Below are 17,655 nucleotides of genomic sequence, written 5' to 3' on the forward strand. Positions count from 1 at the left end.
TCAGAAAAAGTGGAAACCGGCTAACGCCGGGTCTCCGAAAACAGTGCCCGGACTTGCCGCCCGGTCTCGTATTATCTACGAAAGCAGGCAGCAAGTCCGGGCAGTACATTAAGCCGACGACTATTAGTCGCGGCGGGCCATTTTGGCTTCGATGGAATGCTGCGTGTGGGGTACTGCACGCAAGCGTTCTTTCGGAATCAGCTTACCCGTGCCGATGCACACCCCGTACGTACCATTTTTGATACGGATAAGGGCATTCTCGAGCTGCTGGATAAACTTCATCTGGCGGGAGGCCAGCTGGTTCAGGCTTTCCTTCTCGGCCGTGTCGGCACCATCTTCCAGCACCTTCGACGAAGAAGCCGTGTTATCGGTACCCGAGTCGTTTTTACGGCTCAGCGTCTCTTTGATGAACGCTACTTCCTTGCGGGCGGCCGTGAGCTTCTCCTGAATAATTTGCTCAAACTCGGCCAGTTCTTCCCTGGAATAGCGTAAGGGTGCTTCACTCATGTCGTTGCAGGAAGATGTTGTGTAAAAATGATTACTGCCTAGACGGTCTGCAGCGGTTACCACGCTAACGCCGGTAGTTACGCCCAACAGAAGCCCGTGCTAATAAGTTTACCTTTTGCACCCGGCCCTAGTAGTGGGAGTACCCGGCTTTAGCAAAGGCATTCGTCAGCCAGACGTTTTCCGGCCGCAAAGCTACGGTTTTGTCCGCTAATCAGCACGATACCTCACCTTAGCCAGTTGCCGCAAATTTGTTTCTACCGCACCTCAGCTGTGGTGGATTGCTTAGAAGCCCAGCATGTGTATGGCTGCCATGGCTCCTTCTACCCCTTTGTTGCCGTGCTTGCCGCCCGCCCGATCCCAGGCCTGCTCCAGCGTATTGGTGGTTACGAGCCCGAAGATGACGGGCTTGTTGAACTTGAGTCCTACGTTGGTGATGCCACTAGCCACCGCGTGGCAGATGTAGTCATCGTGCTTGGTTTCTCCTTTGATAACTACTCCCAGGCAGATTACCGCGTCTATTTCCTCATGCTGGGCCAGCAGTTGAGCTCCCAGCGTCAGCTCGAAGCTACCGGGCACCGTGTTGCGGAAGATGTTCTCCGGCTTGGCACCATGTTTCAGCAGTGTGTCGTAGGCACCCTGCGCCAGCGTATCGGTAATCTCACGGTTCCACTCAGCCACCACCAAGCCAAAGCGCTTGTCGCTGATATCAATAAAGTGGTCAGAAGTATAGTCGCTCAGGTTTTTGAGAGAAGTTGCCATGAACCGCAGAAGTTATGCGCGTGAAGAAATGCCGGCATCATGCCGCCCGGCAAAGATAGAACACCAACGCTTGCAGCCCGCGCCATACCAAAAGAGGCGACCCGCGGGCCGCCTCTTTCAGATCATATACCTCTGGCTATACTTACTTACCAGCTAAGCCTTCCGCGCGGGCTTTGTACTCTTTGGCTTCGGTTACCTCGGCGGCCGTAGCATAGTCCGTGATAACCTTGTCGTAGGCCGCAATAGCTCCGTCGTAGTCTTTGGCCAGTTCGCGGGCCGTGGCTTCCTTCATGAGGTAGCCGGGCGAGAAGAACTCGTTGGCATTATGGTTGGCGGCCTTGTTATAGAAGTCGGCCGCTTCCTTCGGCTGGTTCAACTCCAGGTGCGCATCACCCAGTAGGGCATAAGCCCGGGCCTGCACGAGGTAGTCGTCCGAGCTGAAGTCTTCTAGGTAGTCAATGGCTTTCTTATACTCCCCTTTTTTCAGCGAAGCTACGCCGGCGTAGAAGTTGGCCAGGTTACCTGCATCTGTACCGCTGTATTCTGCGGCTACTTTCTCCAGACCAAGGTTCCGACCATCCCCTTTCAGCGCCTTGTTCAGCGAGTCCGCTTCCCAATAGTCCACTGCCTGGAATAGAGCAGCCTGTCCTTTGGTGTCCTGAGAACCACGCCACAGATAATACCCAAAGCCACCGGCTACGGCCAGCACCACTACTGCCAGCAAACCTAGTAGCACGTTCTTGTTGCGGCGCAGGAAATCTTCCGATTCGGCCAGGCGCAGAGCCAGGGCATCGGGGTCTTCCAGGAGCGGGTGCTCAGGATTGTAGGCTTCGGCAGGCTGCAGCGGATCCGACGATACTACGCGCTGTTGCTGCTGACGGGCCTGTTGGCTTTTACCGGTGAAGGGAATCTTTGACATGTGGAATACTCGAAAAGGCGGCCGATACCTACGGCCAGATGGGCGTCCGCTTTACTAGTCGCGGATGTAAGGGTAGTCCTGCTGCACGTACACGTCCTTGAACAACTCATCGGCCGTTGGGTAGGGCGAGTTCTCAGCAAACTCTACCGACTCCTGTACCTGAGCTTTGATCTTTTCATCAATAGCTGTCAGGTCTTCTTCGGTGGCCAGCTTGTGAGTCAGGATGGTGTGGCGCACTGCCTCAATAGAGTCGCGGGAACGGTAGTCCTCCAACTCCTCCTTGGTGCGGTACTTGGCGGGGTCACTCATAGAGTGACCTTTGTAGCGGTAGGTTTTAAACTCCAGGAAGGTGGGGCCTTCACCAGCACGGGCGCGCTCGGCAGCACGGGCTACGGCGTTGTGCACGTCCTCTACGTTCATGGCATTCACCGGCTCCGAGGGCATATCGTAACCCCGGCCGATGTGGTAGAGCTCCGTTACGTTGGAGGTACGCTGCACCGAGGTACCCATAGCGTAGCCGTTGTTCTCCACAACGAAGATGACGGGCAGCTTCCACAGCATGGCCATGTTGAAGGCTTCGTGCAGGGCACCCTGGCGCACGGCACCATCGCCCATGTAGGCGATGCACAGGTTGCCAGTCTTGTTATATTTCTCGGCAAAGCCAATACCGGCACCCATGGGTACCTGGGCTCCCACGATACCGTGGCCACCGATGAAGTTCACATCTTTATCGAAGATGTGCATAGAGCCGCCTTTGCCTTTGGAGCAGCCAGTGGCTTTGGCAAACAGCTCGGCCATGATGGCATTTGGCGAGGTACCCAAAGCCAGCGGATGCGCATGGTCGCGGTAGGCGGTAATCCACTTGTCGTCCTTGGTCAGCGCTGATACCGCCCCGGCTACGCAGGCCTCCTGGCCGATGTAGAGGTGGCAGAAACCCTTAATCTTCTGCTGCCCGTACAACTGCCCAGCCTTCTCCTCGAACTTCCGCATGAGCTGCATTTGCTCATACCAGGTCAGGTAGGTTTCCTTCGGGAATTCCAGTTTGGTTGGGGTCGTTGCTTTGGGGGCACCCGTTGCCGCTTTTGCCTCTGCATTAGTGGCGGGCAATACCGGATCAGGCTGCTTCACGGTTGCAGCAGCTTTGCCCTTGGGGGCAGCTTTCGGGGCCGACGATTTTTTCGTCGAATTGGAAGCCTTGGGGGCAGCCTTTACTTTCGTCTCCGCCATCTTGCTTTCGGTTGTTCGCGTTTGGGATGCGAAAGTACGTAAAAGGATTGCAATTCCGAACCTTAAGCATGAACCTCGAAAGCCTCCATCTGCTGTTCTTTAAAAACTATGAAGAAGCGAATCTGCGCTTCTCCTCCCACATCAATTGCTTCGTGGGTGACAACGGCAGTGGCAAGACGAATCTGCTGGATGCTATCCATTACCTTTCTCTTACCAAGAGTGCGTTCACCACTGCTGACACCCAGAGCATCAAGCAGGGGGAAGAGCTCTTCGTCATAAAGGGCCGATTTAATCAGGGGGCTGATGAGAAGTCAGAGACTATTCAATGCAGCCTGCGCCTGGGGCAGAAGAAAACCCTGACTCACGATAAGCAGCCTTATGAGCGGGTATCCAACCACATCGGCCGCTATCCGGTAGTGCTTATTTCCCCTTACGATACCGACCTGATCCGACAGGGCAGTGAAGAGCGGCGTAAGTATTTTGATAGTCTTATCTCCCAGCTCGACCACCAGTACCTGGAGCAGCTGATCCGGTACACGCATCTATTGAAGCAGCGCAACTCCTTGCTGAAGTTGGCCACGGACCGCCAGGCTGGTTATGACCGGGACTACCTATTGGTGTTGGATGAGCAGCTGGCCCCGGTAGGAGAACAGCTGGCGCAGCGCCGACAGGAATTTCTGGTGGAATTCGAGCCGGTCTTCCAGCGACATTATGAGCAGCTTGCTGACGCCCGCGAGCATGTTACTCTTACCTATAAGAGTGAGTTGCCCGGAGCCGACTTCCTGAAGCTGCTACGCCTGCAGGAACGTAAGGATCTGGTGTTGCAGCGTACTACTGTGGGGCCTCACAAAGACGACTTCACGTTCCTGATGGATGGCATGCCGGTGAAAAACTACGGGTCGCAGGGGCAACAAAAGTCCTTTGCCATTGCGCTTAAGCTGGCGCAGTTTGAAACCCTGGCATTACACAAACAGCAGAAGCCCCTGCTGCTCCTCGACGACATCTTCGACCGACTAGACGAGAAGCGTATTACCCGGCTTATGCAACTGGTAGCCAATCATACCTTCGGACAGATATTTCTGACCGATACTCATTTGGAACGAACGGACCGGGTGCTGGCTGATCTGTCGGAAGACATCCGTCGGTTTCATGTTCAGGCAGGCACTATTCAGCAGCTTTAGCCAATCTTCCTATCCTGCCTTACCAGCTGTCGGCTTGGGTTGTGGTATCTTTGGAGTCAGGCAGAGTGGCATTTCGCTACGCGCGTTAATAATCATAATGGCACTCAAAAAACCATACTCATCCGATAATTCCCGTCAGTCAGATATTGTTTCGCTGAAGGACGGAATTACGGCTTTGCTGCGCGCTTACCGTTTGCAGGGCAAGCTCAACGAGGTAACGGTTGTGGCGAGTTGGGAGAAAGTGATGGGCAAGGCCGTAGCTATGAAAACGCAGCAGGTATATGTGAGCAACAGCAAGCTTTTTGTGAGGCTTTCTTCGGCCCCGCTAAAGCACGAGTTGTTCATGGCTAAAACCCGTGTACTGGAGAACCTCAATGCAGAGGTAGGAGAAGATATTATTAAAGAAGTCGTCTTTCTATAAGACCTTTCTCTCCCCTGCTCTGTGGCCCTTTTACCATTTCTGGTATCAGGTATCTACGTAGACAGCTCTTGTTTCTACAGGTATGCTATCCGGCACCGCTCCCCATCCAGTAGATGGGGCTGCTCTTCTACTGCCAGCCGTGAACGAACATTATCGAACTCCTGCCGGTACTGCTCCTTGAACTCGCGGCGCTTGATGGCTTCCAGGAAGCGACGTGAATCATCCGGTGTTTCCAGCTCCAAGCCTGGCACAACTGTTGGCCGACCTTCATCGTCCTTGGCTACCATTGTGAAGTAGCAGGTATTGGTGTGCTTAACCGTGCCACTCCGGACATCCTCGGCAATTACTTTGATACCGACTAGTAGCGAGGTCCGGCCTACATAGTTCACAGAGGCCATCAGAGAAACCAACTCCCCTACCTCCACCGGCTGCAGGAAGTTTACCCCGTCAACGCTCACTGTCACGCAGTAGGTCCCGGCGTGTTTGGAGGCAGCCGCATACGCCACCTTGTCCATCAGGGACAGTAGCGTTCCGCCATGAATCTTACCGCCAAAATTGGCATAGGCGGGAATCATCAACTCAGTAAGGGTTACCCGGGAATAAGACACCGGGCGGTAGTCAGGCATTACACGCATACTATCTTTTGTGGGGTTGCAGTCGCTTGCTATTATCCAAGAGCAGCAGACATTAAAAACATATTGTGTACACACTTCTTAGTGGGCGTGTTACACAATTTCATCGTGCATTTCCCTTTGCTGAATACCTATCCACGGCCATTTACCTCTCTAGCTTTCCACCGCAGTTATACACTCGATTTGACTGTATAGATGACAGATATGTTTCACGTGGAACATATCTGTCACCTGGGACCGTAGACTTTTAACAGCAGGTCATTATAAGCTTCCAGTAGAGCAATGTACTTCTGTTGAAGCTGCATCAGCTGCTTGGCGATATCAGGATCAACTGTAGGCGATGTAACACTACGGTGTAAAACAGGCTTTACAGGGCTATTTGTTACACTATTTGTAACACTATTAACCGCAAATGGCAATACAGATTGTTGTAAAGATGTAAAGTCGCTAGAGAAATCGTGTCCAATAATCTCACCAACCCGCTTTACAAAACCGTAATCCAGCGTATCATCCTTGAATTTACGATAGATGGTGGGGCGTGTAATACCGAGCTCATCCACGATGCGCGTAATAGAAATTCCGCTGTTTTTGATTGCTTCCTGCAGTATTTCGCCTTGATGCGGCATAGTAACAAGCGTAATTTTCAGGTGGATGTGTAAATATACATATGTATTAAATAGTAACAAATTTGAACGCGACACGAACGTATGTATAGTTACAAAATATACAACGATACAGTGTGTAAAGCGTAACATAAACACATATATAACGATACAAATAGTGTTACAGTGTTTGGCACAAGTAACATCAAGGCAGTGGTGTTACAAATAGCAATACCCCGCATAGTAGCTGACGCTACTATGCGGGGTATTGGATTGATTACTTCAGTAAGTCGATGAGCCGGTCAGGATAATCGGTGGTAATTCCGCGGGGCCTGAAGGCTAACATCCTGCGCAAGTCGGGCAACTCGTTCACCGTCCAGGGGACTAGGTGTATCTGCAGGGAATTTAATTCGGCAACCAGACTAGCGGTTACCAGCCGGAAGTCGGGCCCGTATGTTGCCGGTATAAATCCGAGTTCGTGCAGGTGTGCCGTAGGCGGCCGTTGGTCTTCTACTAAGAGGCACAGGGGCAGTTCGGGCACGATGCCATACGCCAACTGCAGGATGCGCTTATCGAAGCATAGCAGGGTAGTACGGGAAAGCAGGTCCAGTGTCCGCAGCTCGTTAAGAACTATTTTCAGAAACTGCGCAGGCTCCGGATGCCAGATCCTGTCCCCTTCCGGCGACGATTTGATTTCAATACTGAACCGCGGCCGGGGCCTGTGCAACTGGTCGGCGAAGATATCGGCGGCGGCCACTACCTCCCGAAGCAATGGCTTGAATGCCGGCTCCGAGTGCTGTTCAGGGAAAAGCGGGTGACGCAGGCTGCCACAATCATATTGCCGGATGGTGGCGTAGGGCATTGCATAGAGGTTGTGGCGGAATTGCTGTTCGGCCGGAATAGGCTGCCCCGAAGGAGTCAGGCAGAAAGCGGCCGACATCCACGGCTCATGGGACACGACAACCTCATTATCGGCCGACAGCACCACATCCAGTTCCAGCACATCAACGCCCAGCAACAGGGCACGACGGAAAGCGGGCAATGTGTTTTCGGGTGCGAGGCCTCTGCAGCCCCGATGGCCGTGAATTTCCGGGGTATAAGGGGCGGGTGCTGGACTTACAGGCATGGGCGCTTGACAAAAGAGGAACTCACCATATTTTCACTGCCAGATACGCAATTGCCCAACTTTTTACCCATTCAATTCGCATGAAAAGAATCGTTTTGCTGATTGCCTTACTTGCCTTGGCGGGCGGTGGCTATCTGTATTATCGCCATTTGAGCACAGGCCCTGAGTACTCGCTGATGCAGGCCTATAAGGCCGTAACCGACCACGATGCGGCGGCCTTTGAGCGGTACGTGGACGTGAGCAGCGTAACGGGCAGCCTGGTAGATCAGGTGGCAGCGCAGAGCTCGGCACTGGGTGTACTAAATCCAGGAGGCTTTGCCATGAAAGGGGCGTTGCGCTTATTGAAGCCGCAGCTGGCCCAAGCAGCCCGGCAAGAAGTGAAACGCTACGTGGAAACAGGCTCACCCCAGGCCGCCGCGGAAGCTGCCGATAAACGCCCGATGAATGTATCCATACTGGGCCTGGCCGATAAAGTGGTGGGCAAGGGCAGCACGTTTAAGGGCGTGAAATACTCCCGGGAAGAAGGTGAGCAGGCCTTCATCGGGCTGGAGTTTACGCAGCCACGCTACGATACCACCGTGGTAGTAGAGGTAAAGATGCAGGACCGGGGCGACCATTGGCAGGCCACCGAAATAAGCAACACCGGCGACATTCTGAAGCACGTTGCCCGCATGGAAAAACAGCACCTGCTGGGCCGGTAGCCGAGAGGTATCGCACAACAAAAAGCCCCGGCACCTGTGAGGTACCGGGGCTTTTTGTTGCATTGAGATGACCCTTAGATGACGCCGGTATTGGACTTACCGCGGCCGGCAAACATGTAGTACAGAATCAGACCTAAAAATGGCATGAAGTATATGATGGCCAGCCAGAGAATCTTTTTGCCAATGGTCCAGGGCTGACGGAAGACGTCGAACATAGCCAGTACATCCAGAACCAGAATAATAATCCAGATGAAGCGTGTGTTGCCATACTGATCATACTTACTGCAACTCGTGAGAGCAAGAGTAAGAGGTAGCAGAAGGGCTAAAGCACGATTAGGCAGAGAAAGGAGCTTATTCATGGTGCAGGGAGCATTTTGGTTGAGAGAGTAATTTGCCCTCTGTACGCAGCATGACGGAAATAGATATACGAAAATCTATATTTTATTTTATAAAACACTGATTATCAATTAATTACCTATGTAATTCTGTACTTGCTGCCAGAAAATACCCCCTACCTTGGGCAGCAGCAGGAACGTGAGCACAACTCCATACAGCGCACCGTAAAAGTGGGCATCGTGGTTGATGTTGTCGCCCCGGCGGCGGCCCATGTAGTAGGAATAGGCCAAGTACAGGAAGCCGAAGAGAAAGCCCGGAATACCTAATTGAGGAGGTAAGGGAAATATCCCAATTTTAGCAGTAGGATTGAACAGGATAGCCGAGAAGATAACCGAGGCTACCCCACCGGATGCACCCAGGCTGCGGTAGCCGGGGTCGTCGCGGTGGCGTAGGTACGTGGGTATGTCGGATACCACAATACCGCCCAGATACAGCAGCAGGAAATACAGGACGCCGGTAGTGGGCCCGAACAGCTGCAGAAAGATGTACTCTACCGTCTGGCTGAAGGAATAAAAGGCCAGCATATTGAATAGCAGGTGCCCGAAATCGGCGTGCAGGAAGCCGGAGGTGATGAACCTATACCAGTCGTTGTGGCGCTTCACGCGGTAGGGGTCCAGAATCCAGCTGTCGTAGAAAGCCGGGTTGGACCAGGCGTAGAGTGAAATGCCGGCGGTGAGGACGGCGAGAACCAGCGTGGGCGAGAGTTGCATGAAGGAGTGCGCTGAAATGGGGTAAGAAAAGGCAGTAAACTGCAGCTGTGGTTACTGCTCCCGCTCCAGCAGCTGCAGGGCCAGCTGGTGCAGGGGCTGTTTACGCGTTTCGGGGGCCGCCACGCGCTCCAGGTGCTGCAGGGCATCGAGGAAGTGGCGGTTGATGAGTTCTTCCGTCTGGGGGCGAATTTCAAGCTCATCGTAGATGGCACGCACAGCCTGCACCTTGGCGTCAGCATCCGTAACGGGCTGGCCGATGTGGCGGGCCATAGTGGCGCGCTGGGCGGCATTGGCCTGGGCCTGGGCGGTGAGCAGGAGGTAAGTCTTTTTGTCGCTGAGAATGTCGCCACCCACGCGCTTACCGAAGGTGGCTGTGTCGCCGTACACGTCCAGCAGGTCGTCGCGGAGTTGGAAGGCCACTCCGATACCTACCCCAAACTGGCGCAGGTGGTCGGCATCCTCGCGGGAAGCGCCGGCCAGCAGAGCGCCCAGTTCCAGAGCGAAGCCCAACAGCACGGCCGTCTTGAGCCGGATCATGTCCAGGTATTGCTCAATACTGACTTCGGTCTCGGTTTCGAAGTTCATGTCCCACTGCTGGCCTTCGCACACCTCGGCGGCGGTCTGGGAGAAGCGGCGCAGCACGTGAGCCAGCAAGTGCGGGGGCACGTCCAGGAACATTTCGTAGGCCCGCACCAGCATCACGTCGCCGGAGAGGATGGCCACGTTGGGGTTCCACTTTTCGTGCACGGTGGCCTGGCCCCGGCGCAGGGGTGCCTGGTCCATCAGGTCGTCGTGGATCAGGGTGAAGTTATGGAAGACTTCGGTAGCCAGGGCGGGCTTCACCACGGCGTCGAGGTCGTCGGTGAAGAGGTGGGCCCCGAGCAGGGTAAGCAGGGGCCGGATGCGCTTTCCGCCCAGGGCCATGATGTAGCGGATGGGCTCGTAGAGGGTGGTGGGCTGCTCGCCGTAGGAGAGGCCCGCGAGGCCGGCCGAGAGTTTACTGGTGAAGAAAGAAAGATCCACGAATGGCGGGGTCAAGGTTGAGACAGGCAAGGTACGGCGGCTTAGGGGAAGGTATGAAAGCAGGACCGGGCTACCACCGGGCCGCGTACTTTCGGGTTGACTTCCCGCGTTCAGCAACCAGACAATTTTCACTAGGCTATGGTTACTGCTACCTACCTCCTGGCCGTCGGGTTGTTGCTACTGACTGCCGCCCCAACCCACGCCCAGAATTCCTACAACTGGTGGGATGCCCGGCCGGCCGCCCCCATTACGCCCCCTCCCCGGCCCGCCCCCAAACCGGCTGCCCCTGCCGCCCCTACTCCTTCACTAGTTATCGACTCGCTGCCGCTTACCACGGGCAAGTACACCTACGTGGAGGTGATGCCGGCTTTCCCCGGCGGGCAGGAGAACATGCTGAACTTTCTCCGAAAAAAACTGCAACGCCCCCGCGGCCCGCGGCAGGGTACTGGTGAACCTGGTTGTGTCTGCTACGGGTGAGGTAACCGAGGTACAGGTAGCACCCGGTCATGGCCTCTCCCCGGCCTACGATGCCGCCGCCGTGGAGTGTGTGCGCCGGCTGCCCCGGTTCATGCCCGGCCGGCGCGAGGGCAAGCCGGTGCCCATGGCCCTTACCATCCCAGTGAATTTCTGAGCCCAGCACGCCGCAGCAAAAAGCCCCTGCCATCAACCGATGCCAGGGGCTTTTGAATAGGTCGAAACCTGTCATGCTGAAAAGGACGGATTGCTTCGGCTCTGCCTCGCAATGACCAGCCGTTACCGGCGGCGCTTATTGCCGCTACCGCCCGACTTGCCGCCGCCGCCGGGGCGGCCGCCTTTGCTGCTCTTCTCGGGGCGGTAGCCGCGGCGGCTTTCCCGGCCGGCGGCGCGTTCCTCCTGCTCCCGGCGCTTCACCGAATCGGGGCGGTTGTCTACCAGCTCGAAGTCGATGGTACGGTCCAGCAGGTTGGCCGATTTCACCACCACCTGCAGCTCGTCGCCGAACTGGATGATGCGCTTGGAGTTCTTACCCACGAGGCGGTAGTTATCCTTGTCCAGCTCGAAGTAGTCGCCGGGGATGTCGCTCACGCGCACCATGCCTTCGCACTTGTTCTCCTCGATTTCCACGTACAGGCCCCACTCCGTCAGGCCCGATACCACGCCGGTAAACTGGTCGCCGATGCGGTCCTGCAGGAACTCCACCTGCTTGTATTTGATGCTGGCGCGCTCGGCATTGGCGGCCAGCTTCTCGCGCTCCGAGGAGTGCTTGCACTCCTCCTCAATGGGCTCCACCTCCATGTTCTTGCCACCCTCCAGGTAATGCTCCAGCAGGCGGTGGGCCATCATGTCGGGGTAGCGGCGGATGGGCGAGGTGAAGTGCGAGTAGTGCTCGAAAGCCAGGCCGAAGTGCCCGCGCGGGTCGGTGGTATAGGTGGCCTTGGCCATAGTCCGGATGGCCAGCGTCTGGATGACGTTCTGCTCGGGGCGGCCCACTACCTCACTGCTCAAATCGTTCAGCTCGGCACTTAGCTTCTTAGGGTTGGAGAGGTCCAGCTGGTGGCCGAACTTCTGGGCGAAGAGGGCAAAGTTCTGGAGGCGGTCCTCGTCGGGAGCATCGTGCACGCGGTACACCATGGTCAGGCGGGGCTTGCGGGGCTTGAGCTTGAACACGAACTCAGCCACCTTGCGGTTGGCCAGCAGCATGAACTCCTCAATCATCTTGTGGGCATCCTTGCGCTCCTTCACATACACGCCCAGGGGCTTACCATCGGCGTCCAGCTTGAACTTGACCTCCTGGGTTTCGAAGCTGATGGCACCCTGCTTGAAGCGCTGCGCACAGAGCTTTTTGGCAATGCTGTTCATCAGTTGAATCTCCTGGGTATAGTCAGCCTCCAACCCTTCGATGCGCTCCTGGGCATCTTCGTAGGCGAAGCGGCGGTCGGAGTGAATGATGGTTTTGCCGAACCAGGAACTGTAGAGCTTGCCGTTCTCGTCCAGCTCAAACACGGCCGAGAAGGTGAGCTTGTCCTCGTTGGGGCGCAGGGAGCAGAGGCCGTTGCTGAGGCGCTCAGGCAGCATAGGAATCACGCGGTCCACCAGATACACGGAAGTAGCGCGGTAGCGGGCCTCTTTCTCCAGGGCCATACCGGAGCGCACGTAGTGGGTCACGTCGGCAATGTGCACGCCAATTTCCCAGTGCCCGTTTTCGAGCCGCTGAATGCTGAGGGCATCGTCGAAGTCCTTGGCATCGGCGGGGTCAATGGTGAAGGTGGTGATGTGGCGGAAGTCGCGGCGGCGCTCTATCTCGCTCTGCGGGATTTCCAGCGGAATGCTTTCCGACTCCTCTTCCACCTCGGCGGGGAATTCAAACGGCAGCCCGAACTCAGCCATGATGGCATTGATTTCGGCTTCGTTCTGGCCGGCCTTGCCGAAGCTGCGCTTAACCTCACCCACCGGCAAATTGCCGGTGTCGCCATCCGGAAACTCGGTGATATGCACCAGCACCTTGTCGCCATGCTGGGCGCCGTGCAACTGTTCCTCGGGCACCATCACTTCAAAGTACACCTTGCGGTTGTCGGGCTTCACGAAGCCTACCGGGCCCTGCATATACAGGCGACCTACCAGCTCAGGGCGCACCCGGTTGGTTACTTCCAGCACGTCGCCCACTGGCTTGCCGTCGCGGGAGCCGCGCAGGCGCAGGCGCACCGTATCGCCGTGCATGGCAAACTTGAGGCGGTCGGTAAACACGCGCACGTCCTGCTCGCTTTCCTCCGAAATCACGAAGGCGTAGGAAGAGGTAGCCAGGGCCACGGTGCCCGTAATAATGTCGCCGCCCCCATCAGGACGGTGACGGCGGAAGGAATTGGTGGGGTCGTCGGCATTGGCGAAGTCGAACCCCGCCTCGCGGCGGCGGTGCACCACGGGGTCCTGGCCAAATTCTGTTTCCATGGGCCGGCCGGCGCGACGGTTGGTGGCGGCAAATGGTTCCCGCTCGTTACGGCGCGTTTTACGGCCGCTGGCGGGCTCCGTAGCGGCGTGGGCAGCATTGGCATCCGAGAGGCGGTACTCGTCGTTCTGCAGCAGCGTGAGCAGGCCTTTTTGCTTCAGGCTTTTCAGGTGAGCGAAGATGTCGTCGCGCTGCTCTTTGGTAGTCACGCCCAGGCGGCGGGAAAGCTGGCGGTAAGACAGGATCTTGCCGGGGTTGTCGCGGAAGATGCGGAACACGAGGTCCTGGGAAATGGAGGGCGCCACAGCTTCACTGCGGCGGGCTGCCTTCGCGCGGGAGGCGCGGGGGGCGGCGGGTTCGTCTTTTTCTTTCATGTAGAAAAGGGGGCCGCCAGAAGATGTCGTTTTCGCAGGCGGCGGGGTTGAATAAGTGGGAAACCGGTAGTACTACGCAGTTCCCGGAGGTAAAGTAATCCAGCCCCTAAACGGGCTTCGGAGAGATAATACGAAATATAGCGCGGAATAACTATTCCGGGGAAGAAATAGGTAGTTACGGTTGCGTTACGCGGGCCAGTTGGTGCAGGACAAGGGAGCCAAAATCGAGCAGGCTCCACTCCTTTAAATCGGACACTTGCCCGTCTCCTACCTCCACTACTACCGGTTGGCCGGCGGCTGTGTACGCCACATCCAGGCTGTAAAACAAACGGGGGCGCAGCAGGTCAAGTACCGGCTGCAGCTCATTGGGCAGCAGGGCAGCGGCAGCACCGTAGGCCACGCCGCTCACCACAAAGAAGCGCCGCTCGGAACCAGCCTGCAACTGAGTGAACTGACGTATGAACAGCAGCTCTGTGGGCAATAGTTCATGCACCCGGCACAGGCGAACCCACTGCTCCGGCGAAGCTACCACAGAGTCGTCGCCAAATGATTTCACCAGCCCCTTCACGAAGTAGCGCTGACCGCCCGTGAAATCGGGCACCGTAGCGGCCGGCCCAAATACACTCGAAAAGGTGAATGATCGGATAGCGTCGTACCAACCCGAAGCCTGATGCGAAGCCAAGTAGCTGGCGGCCGATACCTGCAGGATAAACTGGGCTGCCAATAGCTCGTACTCCTCAGCTGAGAGCATCCAGCCCCGGTACACGGCAGGTTCTGTAACCGGAGAGGCCGGCCAACGACGCTGTGTTTCGCTGTCGTATAAACTTACCCTCCACCCCTGCTCCCGCACCCACGCGCATTCGGGTTCCCACAACGGATCCACTGTGCGCACTTCGTAAGGCAGCGAGGGATAGATAACGTGCATCAGGGGGAACAGCTTACAAAGTGGAGGCACACTATTCGCGTCCTCGTGCTTAAGGCCATTGCCCTATAACACCAGCACGAGGGAGAGCAACATACTGAATCTACAATCGGCCCGCCTCTACCCCCGGCTGGCTACAGCGGCGCGGATATCGGCGGGAGTATCCTTGGGAATGGCGGCCAGCAGCTGCTTCGTGTACTCGTGTTGGGGATTGGCGTAGATATCAGCGGCGGGGCCGCTTTCCACAATCCGTCCCTGGCGCATTACCAGCAACCGGTCGCTCATGAAGCGGGCCACCGACAAATCGTGGGTAATGAAGAGGTAGGTGATGCCGAACTCGCGCTTGAGGTCGTTGAGCAGATTGAGCACCTGGGCCTGCACCGATACGTCGAGGGCCGATACGGATTCGTCGCAGATGATGCATTTGGGCTGCAGGGCCAGGGCCCGGGCAATACAGATGCGCTGGCGCTGCCCGCCGCTGAACTCGTGCGGGTAGCGCATGTAGTGTTCCTCCCGCAGGCCCACTGTGCGCAGCAGCTCCAGCACCCGGTCCTTCTGTTGTTGCCGGGTGCCACCCACACCGTGCACGCGCATGGGCTCAAGAATGGCCTCGCCCACGGTCATCATGGGGTTGAGGGCAGCGTAGGGGTCCTGGAACACCATCTGGAACTCCCGGCGCTTCCGGCGCAGCTCTTCGGCGGGCAGCGTGGCCAGGTCCACCCCTTCAAACAGAATGCTGCCGGAAGTGGGCTCTACCAGCCGCAGCAGCGTGCGGCCAAGGGTGGTTTTGCCGCAGCCCGACTCCCCAACCAGCCCCACGGTTTCGCCAGGGTAAACCTCGAAGCTCACCCCATCCACGGCCCGCACATACTCCCTGGTACGGTTGAAAAAGCCTTTGCGAATGGGAAAGTGCACGTTCAGGTTTTCCACCTGCAGCAGCGGAGCATTGGGGTTTGTCACCGGTTGGCTGTTGGCTGGCTGATGATGAGGCTGCCCTGCATTTTCAACTTCATGTGCCGCCACCGGGCTTACTTCTTCAACCCGGGCAGCTGCACCGGCGCCATCCAGCAGCAACGGCTGCCCCGATTCCAGTCCAGGAGCTGATTCGAGGCCAAATTCCGGTTCCACAGGCCGTGAAACACCATGTTCCACGGGGAACGTTTTGGTGGTCTCAGGCCCGCTTTGAGAGGTTAAAGCAACACTTTCACCTGCAACATCCTCAGCAACTTGCGTACTGGTGGTTTGAGTGGAAATAAAGCCTCCTTCGGCCGTTTCCTGCATAAAATCTGCTACTACAGGAAGTTTTTTTCGCCCGATGGAAAGTTTTGGCCGGCACGCCAGCAGGCCCTTTGTATAGGGGTGTTGCGGATTGGTAAAAATATCCAGCACGGGGCCCTGCTCCACCACCCAGCCCCGGTACATTACCAGCACCCGGTCGGCTATTTCGGCCACCACTCCCAGGTCGTGGGTGATGAAGATGACGGCCGTCTGGTGCTGCCGGCGCAGACCGTCCATCAGGCGCAGCACCTGGGCCTGCACCGTTACGTCGAGGGCGGTGGTGGGCTCGTCGGCAATGAGGATGGCGGGGTTGCAGGCCATGGCCATAGCAATCATCACGCGCTGCTTCTGCCCGCCGCTGATTTCGTGGGGGTAGCTTTTGAATATCTTTTCGGGCCGGGGCAGTTGAGCCATCGTGAACAGCTCGATGGTGCGGGCCTCGGCCTCTTTTTCCGTGAGCGTGGTGTGGAGGCGCAGCGCCTCCACTACCTGACTGCCGCAGGTGTACACCGGATTCAGGGAAGTCATCGGCTCCTGAAAAATCATGCTGATGTCGTTGCCCCGTACCCGCTGCAGCTGTTGGTCCGAGAGCTTCAGCAGATCCACCTCCCCCAGCGCCTCACTCTGAAACCGGGTTTCACCGCTTACAATCTGGCCAGGCGGCAGCGGAATCAGCCCCATCAGCGCCAGCGAAGTAACCGATTTACCCGAGCCCGATTCCCCCACAATGGCCAGCGTCTCGCCCCGGTGCAACTCAAAGGAAATATCCTGCACGGCCCGCGTAGTGCCGCGGTGGCTGTTGAAATCGATGGTGAGGTTGCGAACGGAGAGGATGGGCTGGGACATGAGCTGGAATGCAGGCAAGTCAGTAAAGATACACTACGCTTCATCTGTCATCCTGAGCGAAGCGAAGGACCCCATGATGCATGCACAATATCGGGGCAGAAACTTAGCCCGCAGAGGGCGTTGTGTTTCCCGCAGAGTTGTTTTAGTGGCGCAAGTACAAGTCCCTTCTTCGTAAAATCAGAATGCCAGATAAAAACGAAACGGCCCGCCGGATTGCTCCAACGGACCGTTTTCAACTGATGCAACCAGTTTTCTACGCTACTTCCGAGGCTTCCGCGTCGCGGCGGGCCTGGGCGGCGGCTACATCATCAGCCGCTACCGGATGCGCCGCTTGATGGTGCGCGAAAAACCGGCTCTGGAACAGCAGAATCAGCGCCACGCCCACGAAAATGGCCGAATCGGCAATGTTGAAGATGGGCCAGAGCGAGACATGCGAGCCGCCCACCAGCGGCCAGGAAGCCGGCAGAATGCCCTCGTAGATGTCCACGTACAGCATGTCAATTACCTGCCCGTGGAACCAGGGCGTAGGGGCATTGTAGGGCGCGTTGTTGTAGATGACACCGTAGAAAATAGAGTCGATGACGTTGCCCAGGGCCCCGCCCAGAATCATGGCAATGCACACGAGCAGGCCGTTGGGGGCGCGCTGCTTCCAGAGGCGGTAGATGTAGTAGGCAATGCCCGCCACGGCTACCAGCCGGAAGCTGGTGAGCAGGATTTTGCCGTAGGGTGGCGGCAGTTCCACTCCGAAGGCCATGCCCGGATTCAGTGTGTAATGCAGCTTAAACCAGTCGCCGAGCAGCGGAATTTCCCCGGGCATCCCCATGGGCATGTAGCGGTGCACGGCCCACTTGGAGAGCTGATCAATGACGATGACCAGCAAGGCCACCAGATAGTACTTCCAGTATTTCATGTGGTGTGAGGTGAGAGGCAAGAAGTGAGAAGTGAGACTTCGTGCCTGACACGGTGTCAGGAGCGGTACCTCTCCCCTCTCGTAGCACAAAGTGACGAAGATTTTTGGACTTCGCTGCGCGTGGGCGAAATCCTGCTTCAACACCGTTGGTATATGTTTTTGGTAGCTGTTTGTACCGTTTTTAACCGAAATCAGGAG

At 56.8% G+C, this 17,655-nt stretch carries 19 protein-coding genes; 5 read left to right on the forward strand and 14 right to left on the reverse strand.

Annotated elements, in window-relative coordinates:
• Positions 1–123 precede the first annotated feature (123 nt).
• From EI291_RS12860 to pdhA, 4 genes are all read right to left on the reverse strand, one after another.
• Positions 124–507: a TraR/DksA family transcriptional regulator gene (locus EI291_RS12860; protein ID WP_125420509.1), complete on the reverse strand. Its 384-nt coding sequence runs from the start codon at positions 505–507 to the stop codon at positions 124–126.
• Positions 508–789: 282 nt separating this feature from the next.
• Positions 790–1,266 (reverse strand): 6,7-dimethyl-8-ribityllumazine synthase, encoded by a 477-nt coding sequence (gene ribH, locus EI291_RS12865; RefSeq protein WP_125420511.1) that lies wholly within the window; start codon positions 1,264–1,266, stop codon positions 790–792.
• A 142-nt stretch (positions 1,267–1,408) separates the two neighbouring features.
• On the reverse strand, positions 1,409–2,185 hold the full coding sequence (locus EI291_RS12870) for a tetratricopeptide repeat protein (RefSeq protein ID WP_125420513.1): 777 nt from the start codon (positions 2,183–2,185) through the stop codon (positions 1,409–1,411).
• A 54-nt stretch (positions 2,186–2,239) separates the two neighbouring features.
• Positions 2,240–3,412: a pyruvate dehydrogenase (acetyl-transferring) E1 component subunit alpha gene (pdhA, locus tag EI291_RS12875; RefSeq protein ID WP_125420515.1), complete on the reverse strand. Its 1,173-nt coding sequence runs from the start codon at positions 3,410–3,412 to the stop codon at positions 2,240–2,242.
• 68 nt (positions 3,413–3,480) lie between these two features.
• Between pdhA and recF the strand changes: the two genes are divergently transcribed.
• Both recF and EI291_RS12885 read left to right on the forward strand, forming a co-directional pair.
• Complete coding sequence (recF, locus tag EI291_RS12880; RefSeq protein WP_125420517.1) at positions 3,481–4,593, forward strand: DNA replication/repair protein RecF; 1,113 nt, start codon at positions 3,481–3,483, stop codon at positions 4,591–4,593.
• Positions 4,594–4,690: 97 nt separating this feature from the next.
• Positions 4,691–5,014 carry a DUF721 domain-containing protein gene (locus EI291_RS12885; RefSeq protein WP_125420519.1) on the forward strand — a complete coding sequence of 108 codons (324 nt, stop codon included), beginning with the start codon at positions 4,691–4,693 and terminating at the stop codon, positions 5,012–5,014.
• Positions 5,015–5,088: 74 nt separating this feature from the next.
• Here EI291_RS12885 and EI291_RS12890 read toward each other — a convergent pair whose 3' ends face one another.
• From EI291_RS12890 to EI291_RS12900, 3 genes are all read right to left on the reverse strand, one after another.
• Positions 5,089–5,640, reverse strand: a complete 552-nt coding sequence (locus EI291_RS12890) for an acyl-CoA thioesterase (RefSeq protein WP_170172639.1) — start codon at positions 5,638–5,640, stop codon at positions 5,089–5,091.
• 233 nt (positions 5,641–5,873) lie between these two features.
• Positions 5,874–6,272, reverse strand: a complete 399-nt coding sequence (locus EI291_RS12895; RefSeq protein WP_170172629.1) for a helix-turn-helix domain-containing protein — start codon at positions 6,270–6,272, stop codon at positions 5,874–5,876.
• 253 nt (positions 6,273–6,525) lie between these two features.
• Positions 6,526–7,374, reverse strand: coding sequence for a glycerophosphodiester phosphodiesterase family protein (locus tag EI291_RS12900; protein ID WP_125420523.1), 849 nt, complete (start codon positions 7,372–7,374; stop codon positions 6,526–6,528).
• An 80-nt stretch (positions 7,375–7,454) separates the two neighbouring features.
• Here EI291_RS12900 and EI291_RS12905 point away from each other — a divergent pair, with 80 nt between their 5' ends.
• A complete protein-coding gene (locus EI291_RS12905; RefSeq protein ID WP_170172630.1) occupies positions 7,455–8,075 on the forward strand; it encodes a DUF2939 domain-containing protein in 621 nt (206 codons plus the stop codon).
• Between the two features lie 74 nt (positions 8,076–8,149).
• Here EI291_RS12905 and EI291_RS12910 read toward each other — a convergent pair whose 3' ends face one another.
• From EI291_RS12910 to EI291_RS12920, 3 genes are all read right to left on the reverse strand, one after another.
• A complete protein-coding gene (locus EI291_RS12910) occupies positions 8,150–8,434 on the reverse strand; it encodes a PLD nuclease N-terminal domain-containing protein (RefSeq protein WP_125420527.1) in 285 nt (94 codons plus the stop codon).
• Positions 8,435–8,542: 108 nt separating this feature from the next.
• Positions 8,543–9,181 carry a rhomboid family intramembrane serine protease gene (locus EI291_RS12915; protein ID WP_125420529.1) on the reverse strand — a complete coding sequence of 213 codons (639 nt, stop codon included), beginning with the start codon at positions 9,179–9,181 and terminating at the stop codon, positions 8,543–8,545.
• Positions 9,182–9,232: 51 nt separating this feature from the next.
• The gene (locus tag EI291_RS12920) at positions 9,233–10,204 is read right to left on the reverse strand and encodes a polyprenyl synthetase family protein (RefSeq protein WP_125420532.1); all 972 of its coding nucleotides are present in this window, start codon (positions 10,202–10,204) and stop codon (positions 9,233–9,235) included.
• A gap of 138 nt (positions 10,205–10,342) precedes the next feature.
• Here EI291_RS12920 and EI291_RS12925 point away from each other — a divergent pair, with 138 nt between their 5' ends.
• Both EI291_RS12925 and EI291_RS12930 read left to right on the forward strand, forming a co-directional pair.
• Entirely contained in the window at positions 10,343–10,681 is a 339-nt protein-coding gene (locus EI291_RS12925) for a hypothetical protein (RefSeq protein ID WP_125420534.1), read from the forward strand.
• On the forward strand, positions 10,665–10,835 hold the full coding sequence (locus EI291_RS12930) for an energy transducer TonB (RefSeq protein WP_170172631.1): 171 nt from the start codon (positions 10,665–10,667) through the stop codon (positions 10,833–10,835). The genes EI291_RS12925 and EI291_RS12930 overlap by 17 nt, the downstream gene beginning before the upstream one ends.
• A gap of 122 nt (positions 10,836–10,957) precedes the next feature.
• Here EI291_RS12930 and rnr read toward each other — a convergent pair whose 3' ends face one another.
• The 4 genes from rnr to EI291_RS12950 all read right to left on the reverse strand — a co-directional run bounded on the left by rnr (position 10,958) and on the right by EI291_RS12950 (position 17,457).
• The gene (gene rnr, locus EI291_RS12935; protein WP_125420539.1) at positions 10,958–13,501 is read right to left on the reverse strand and encodes a ribonuclease R; all 2,544 of its coding nucleotides are present in this window, start codon (positions 13,499–13,501) and stop codon (positions 10,958–10,960) included.
• A gap of 175 nt (positions 13,502–13,676) precedes the next feature.
• Entirely contained in the window at positions 13,677–14,426 is a 750-nt protein-coding gene (locus EI291_RS12940) for an ATP-grasp domain-containing protein (RefSeq protein ID WP_148103408.1), read from the reverse strand.
• 117 nt (positions 14,427–14,543) lie between these two features.
• Positions 14,544–16,547 carry an ABC transporter ATP-binding protein gene (locus EI291_RS12945; protein WP_125420543.1) on the reverse strand — a complete coding sequence of 668 codons (2,004 nt, stop codon included), beginning with the start codon at positions 16,545–16,547 and terminating at the stop codon, positions 14,544–14,546.
• Between the two features lie 253 nt (positions 16,548–16,800).
• Positions 16,801–17,457 carry a lipoprotein signal peptidase gene (locus tag EI291_RS12950; RefSeq protein WP_125420545.1) on the reverse strand — a complete coding sequence of 219 codons (657 nt, stop codon included), beginning with the start codon at positions 17,455–17,457 and terminating at the stop codon, positions 16,801–16,803.
• Between the last annotated feature and the right edge of the window lie 198 nt (positions 17,458–17,655).

This window comes from Hymenobacter rigui (assembly GCF_003944715.1).
GTDB classification, from domain to species: domain Bacteria; phylum Bacteroidota; class Bacteroidia; order Cytophagales; family Hymenobacteraceae; genus Hymenobacter; species Hymenobacter rigui.

Excerpts from the sequence above, each read along its gene's own strand:
- EI291_RS12860 (WP_125420509.1), bottom strand. The coding sequence starts at position 507 with ATGAGTGAAGCACCCTTACGCTATTCCAGGGAAGAACTGGCCGAGTTT.
- ribH (WP_125420511.1), bottom strand. The coding sequence starts at position 1,266 with ATGGCAACTTCTCTCAAAAACCTGAGCGACTATACTTCTGACCACTTT.
- EI291_RS12870 (WP_125420513.1), bottom strand. The coding sequence starts at position 2,185 with ATGTCAAAGATTCCCTTCACCGGTAAAAGCCAACAGGCCCGTCAGCAG.
- pdhA (WP_125420515.1), bottom strand. The coding sequence starts at position 3,412 with ATGGCGGAGACGAAAGTAAAGGCTGCCCCCAAGGCTTCCAATTCGACG.
- recF (WP_125420517.1), top strand. The coding sequence starts at position 3,481 with ATGAACCTCGAAAGCCTCCATCTGCTGTTCTTTAAAAACTATGAAGAA.
- EI291_RS12885 (WP_125420519.1), top strand. The coding sequence starts at position 4,691 with ATGGCACTCAAAAAACCATACTCATCCGATAATTCCCGTCAGTCAGAT.
- EI291_RS12890 (WP_170172639.1), bottom strand. The coding sequence starts at position 5,640 with ATGCCTGACTACCGCCCGGTGTCTTATTCCCGGGTAACCCTTACTGAG.
- EI291_RS12895 (WP_170172629.1), bottom strand. The coding sequence starts at position 6,272 with ATGCCGCATCAAGGCGAAATACTGCAGGAAGCAATCAAAAACAGCGGA.
- EI291_RS12900 (WP_125420523.1), bottom strand. The coding sequence starts at position 7,374 with ATGCCTGTAAGTCCAGCACCCGCCCCTTATACCCCGGAAATTCACGGC.
- EI291_RS12905 (WP_170172630.1), top strand. The coding sequence starts at position 7,455 with ATGAAAAGAATCGTTTTGCTGATTGCCTTACTTGCCTTGGCGGGCGGT.
- EI291_RS12910 (WP_125420527.1), bottom strand. The coding sequence starts at position 8,434 with ATGAATAAGCTCCTTTCTCTGCCTAATCGTGCTTTAGCCCTTCTGCTA.
- EI291_RS12915 (WP_125420529.1), bottom strand. The coding sequence starts at position 9,181 with ATGCAACTCTCGCCCACGCTGGTTCTCGCCGTCCTCACCGCCGGCATT.
- EI291_RS12925 (WP_125420534.1), top strand. The coding sequence starts at position 10,343 with ATGGTTACTGCTACCTACCTCCTGGCCGTCGGGTTGTTGCTACTGACT.
- rnr (WP_125420539.1), bottom strand. The coding sequence starts at position 13,501 with ATGAAAGAAAAAGACGAACCCGCCGCCCCCCGCGCCTCCCGCGCGAAG.
- EI291_RS12940 (WP_148103408.1), bottom strand. The coding sequence starts at position 14,426 with ATGCACGTTATCTATCCCTCGCTGCCTTACGAAGTGCGCACAGTGGAT.
- EI291_RS12945 (WP_125420543.1), bottom strand. The coding sequence starts at position 16,547 with ATGTCCCAGCCCATCCTCTCCGTTCGCAACCTCACCATCGATTTCAAC.
- EI291_RS12950 (WP_125420545.1), bottom strand. The coding sequence starts at position 17,457 with ATGAAATACTGGAAGTACTATCTGGTGGCCTTGCTGGTCATCGTCATT.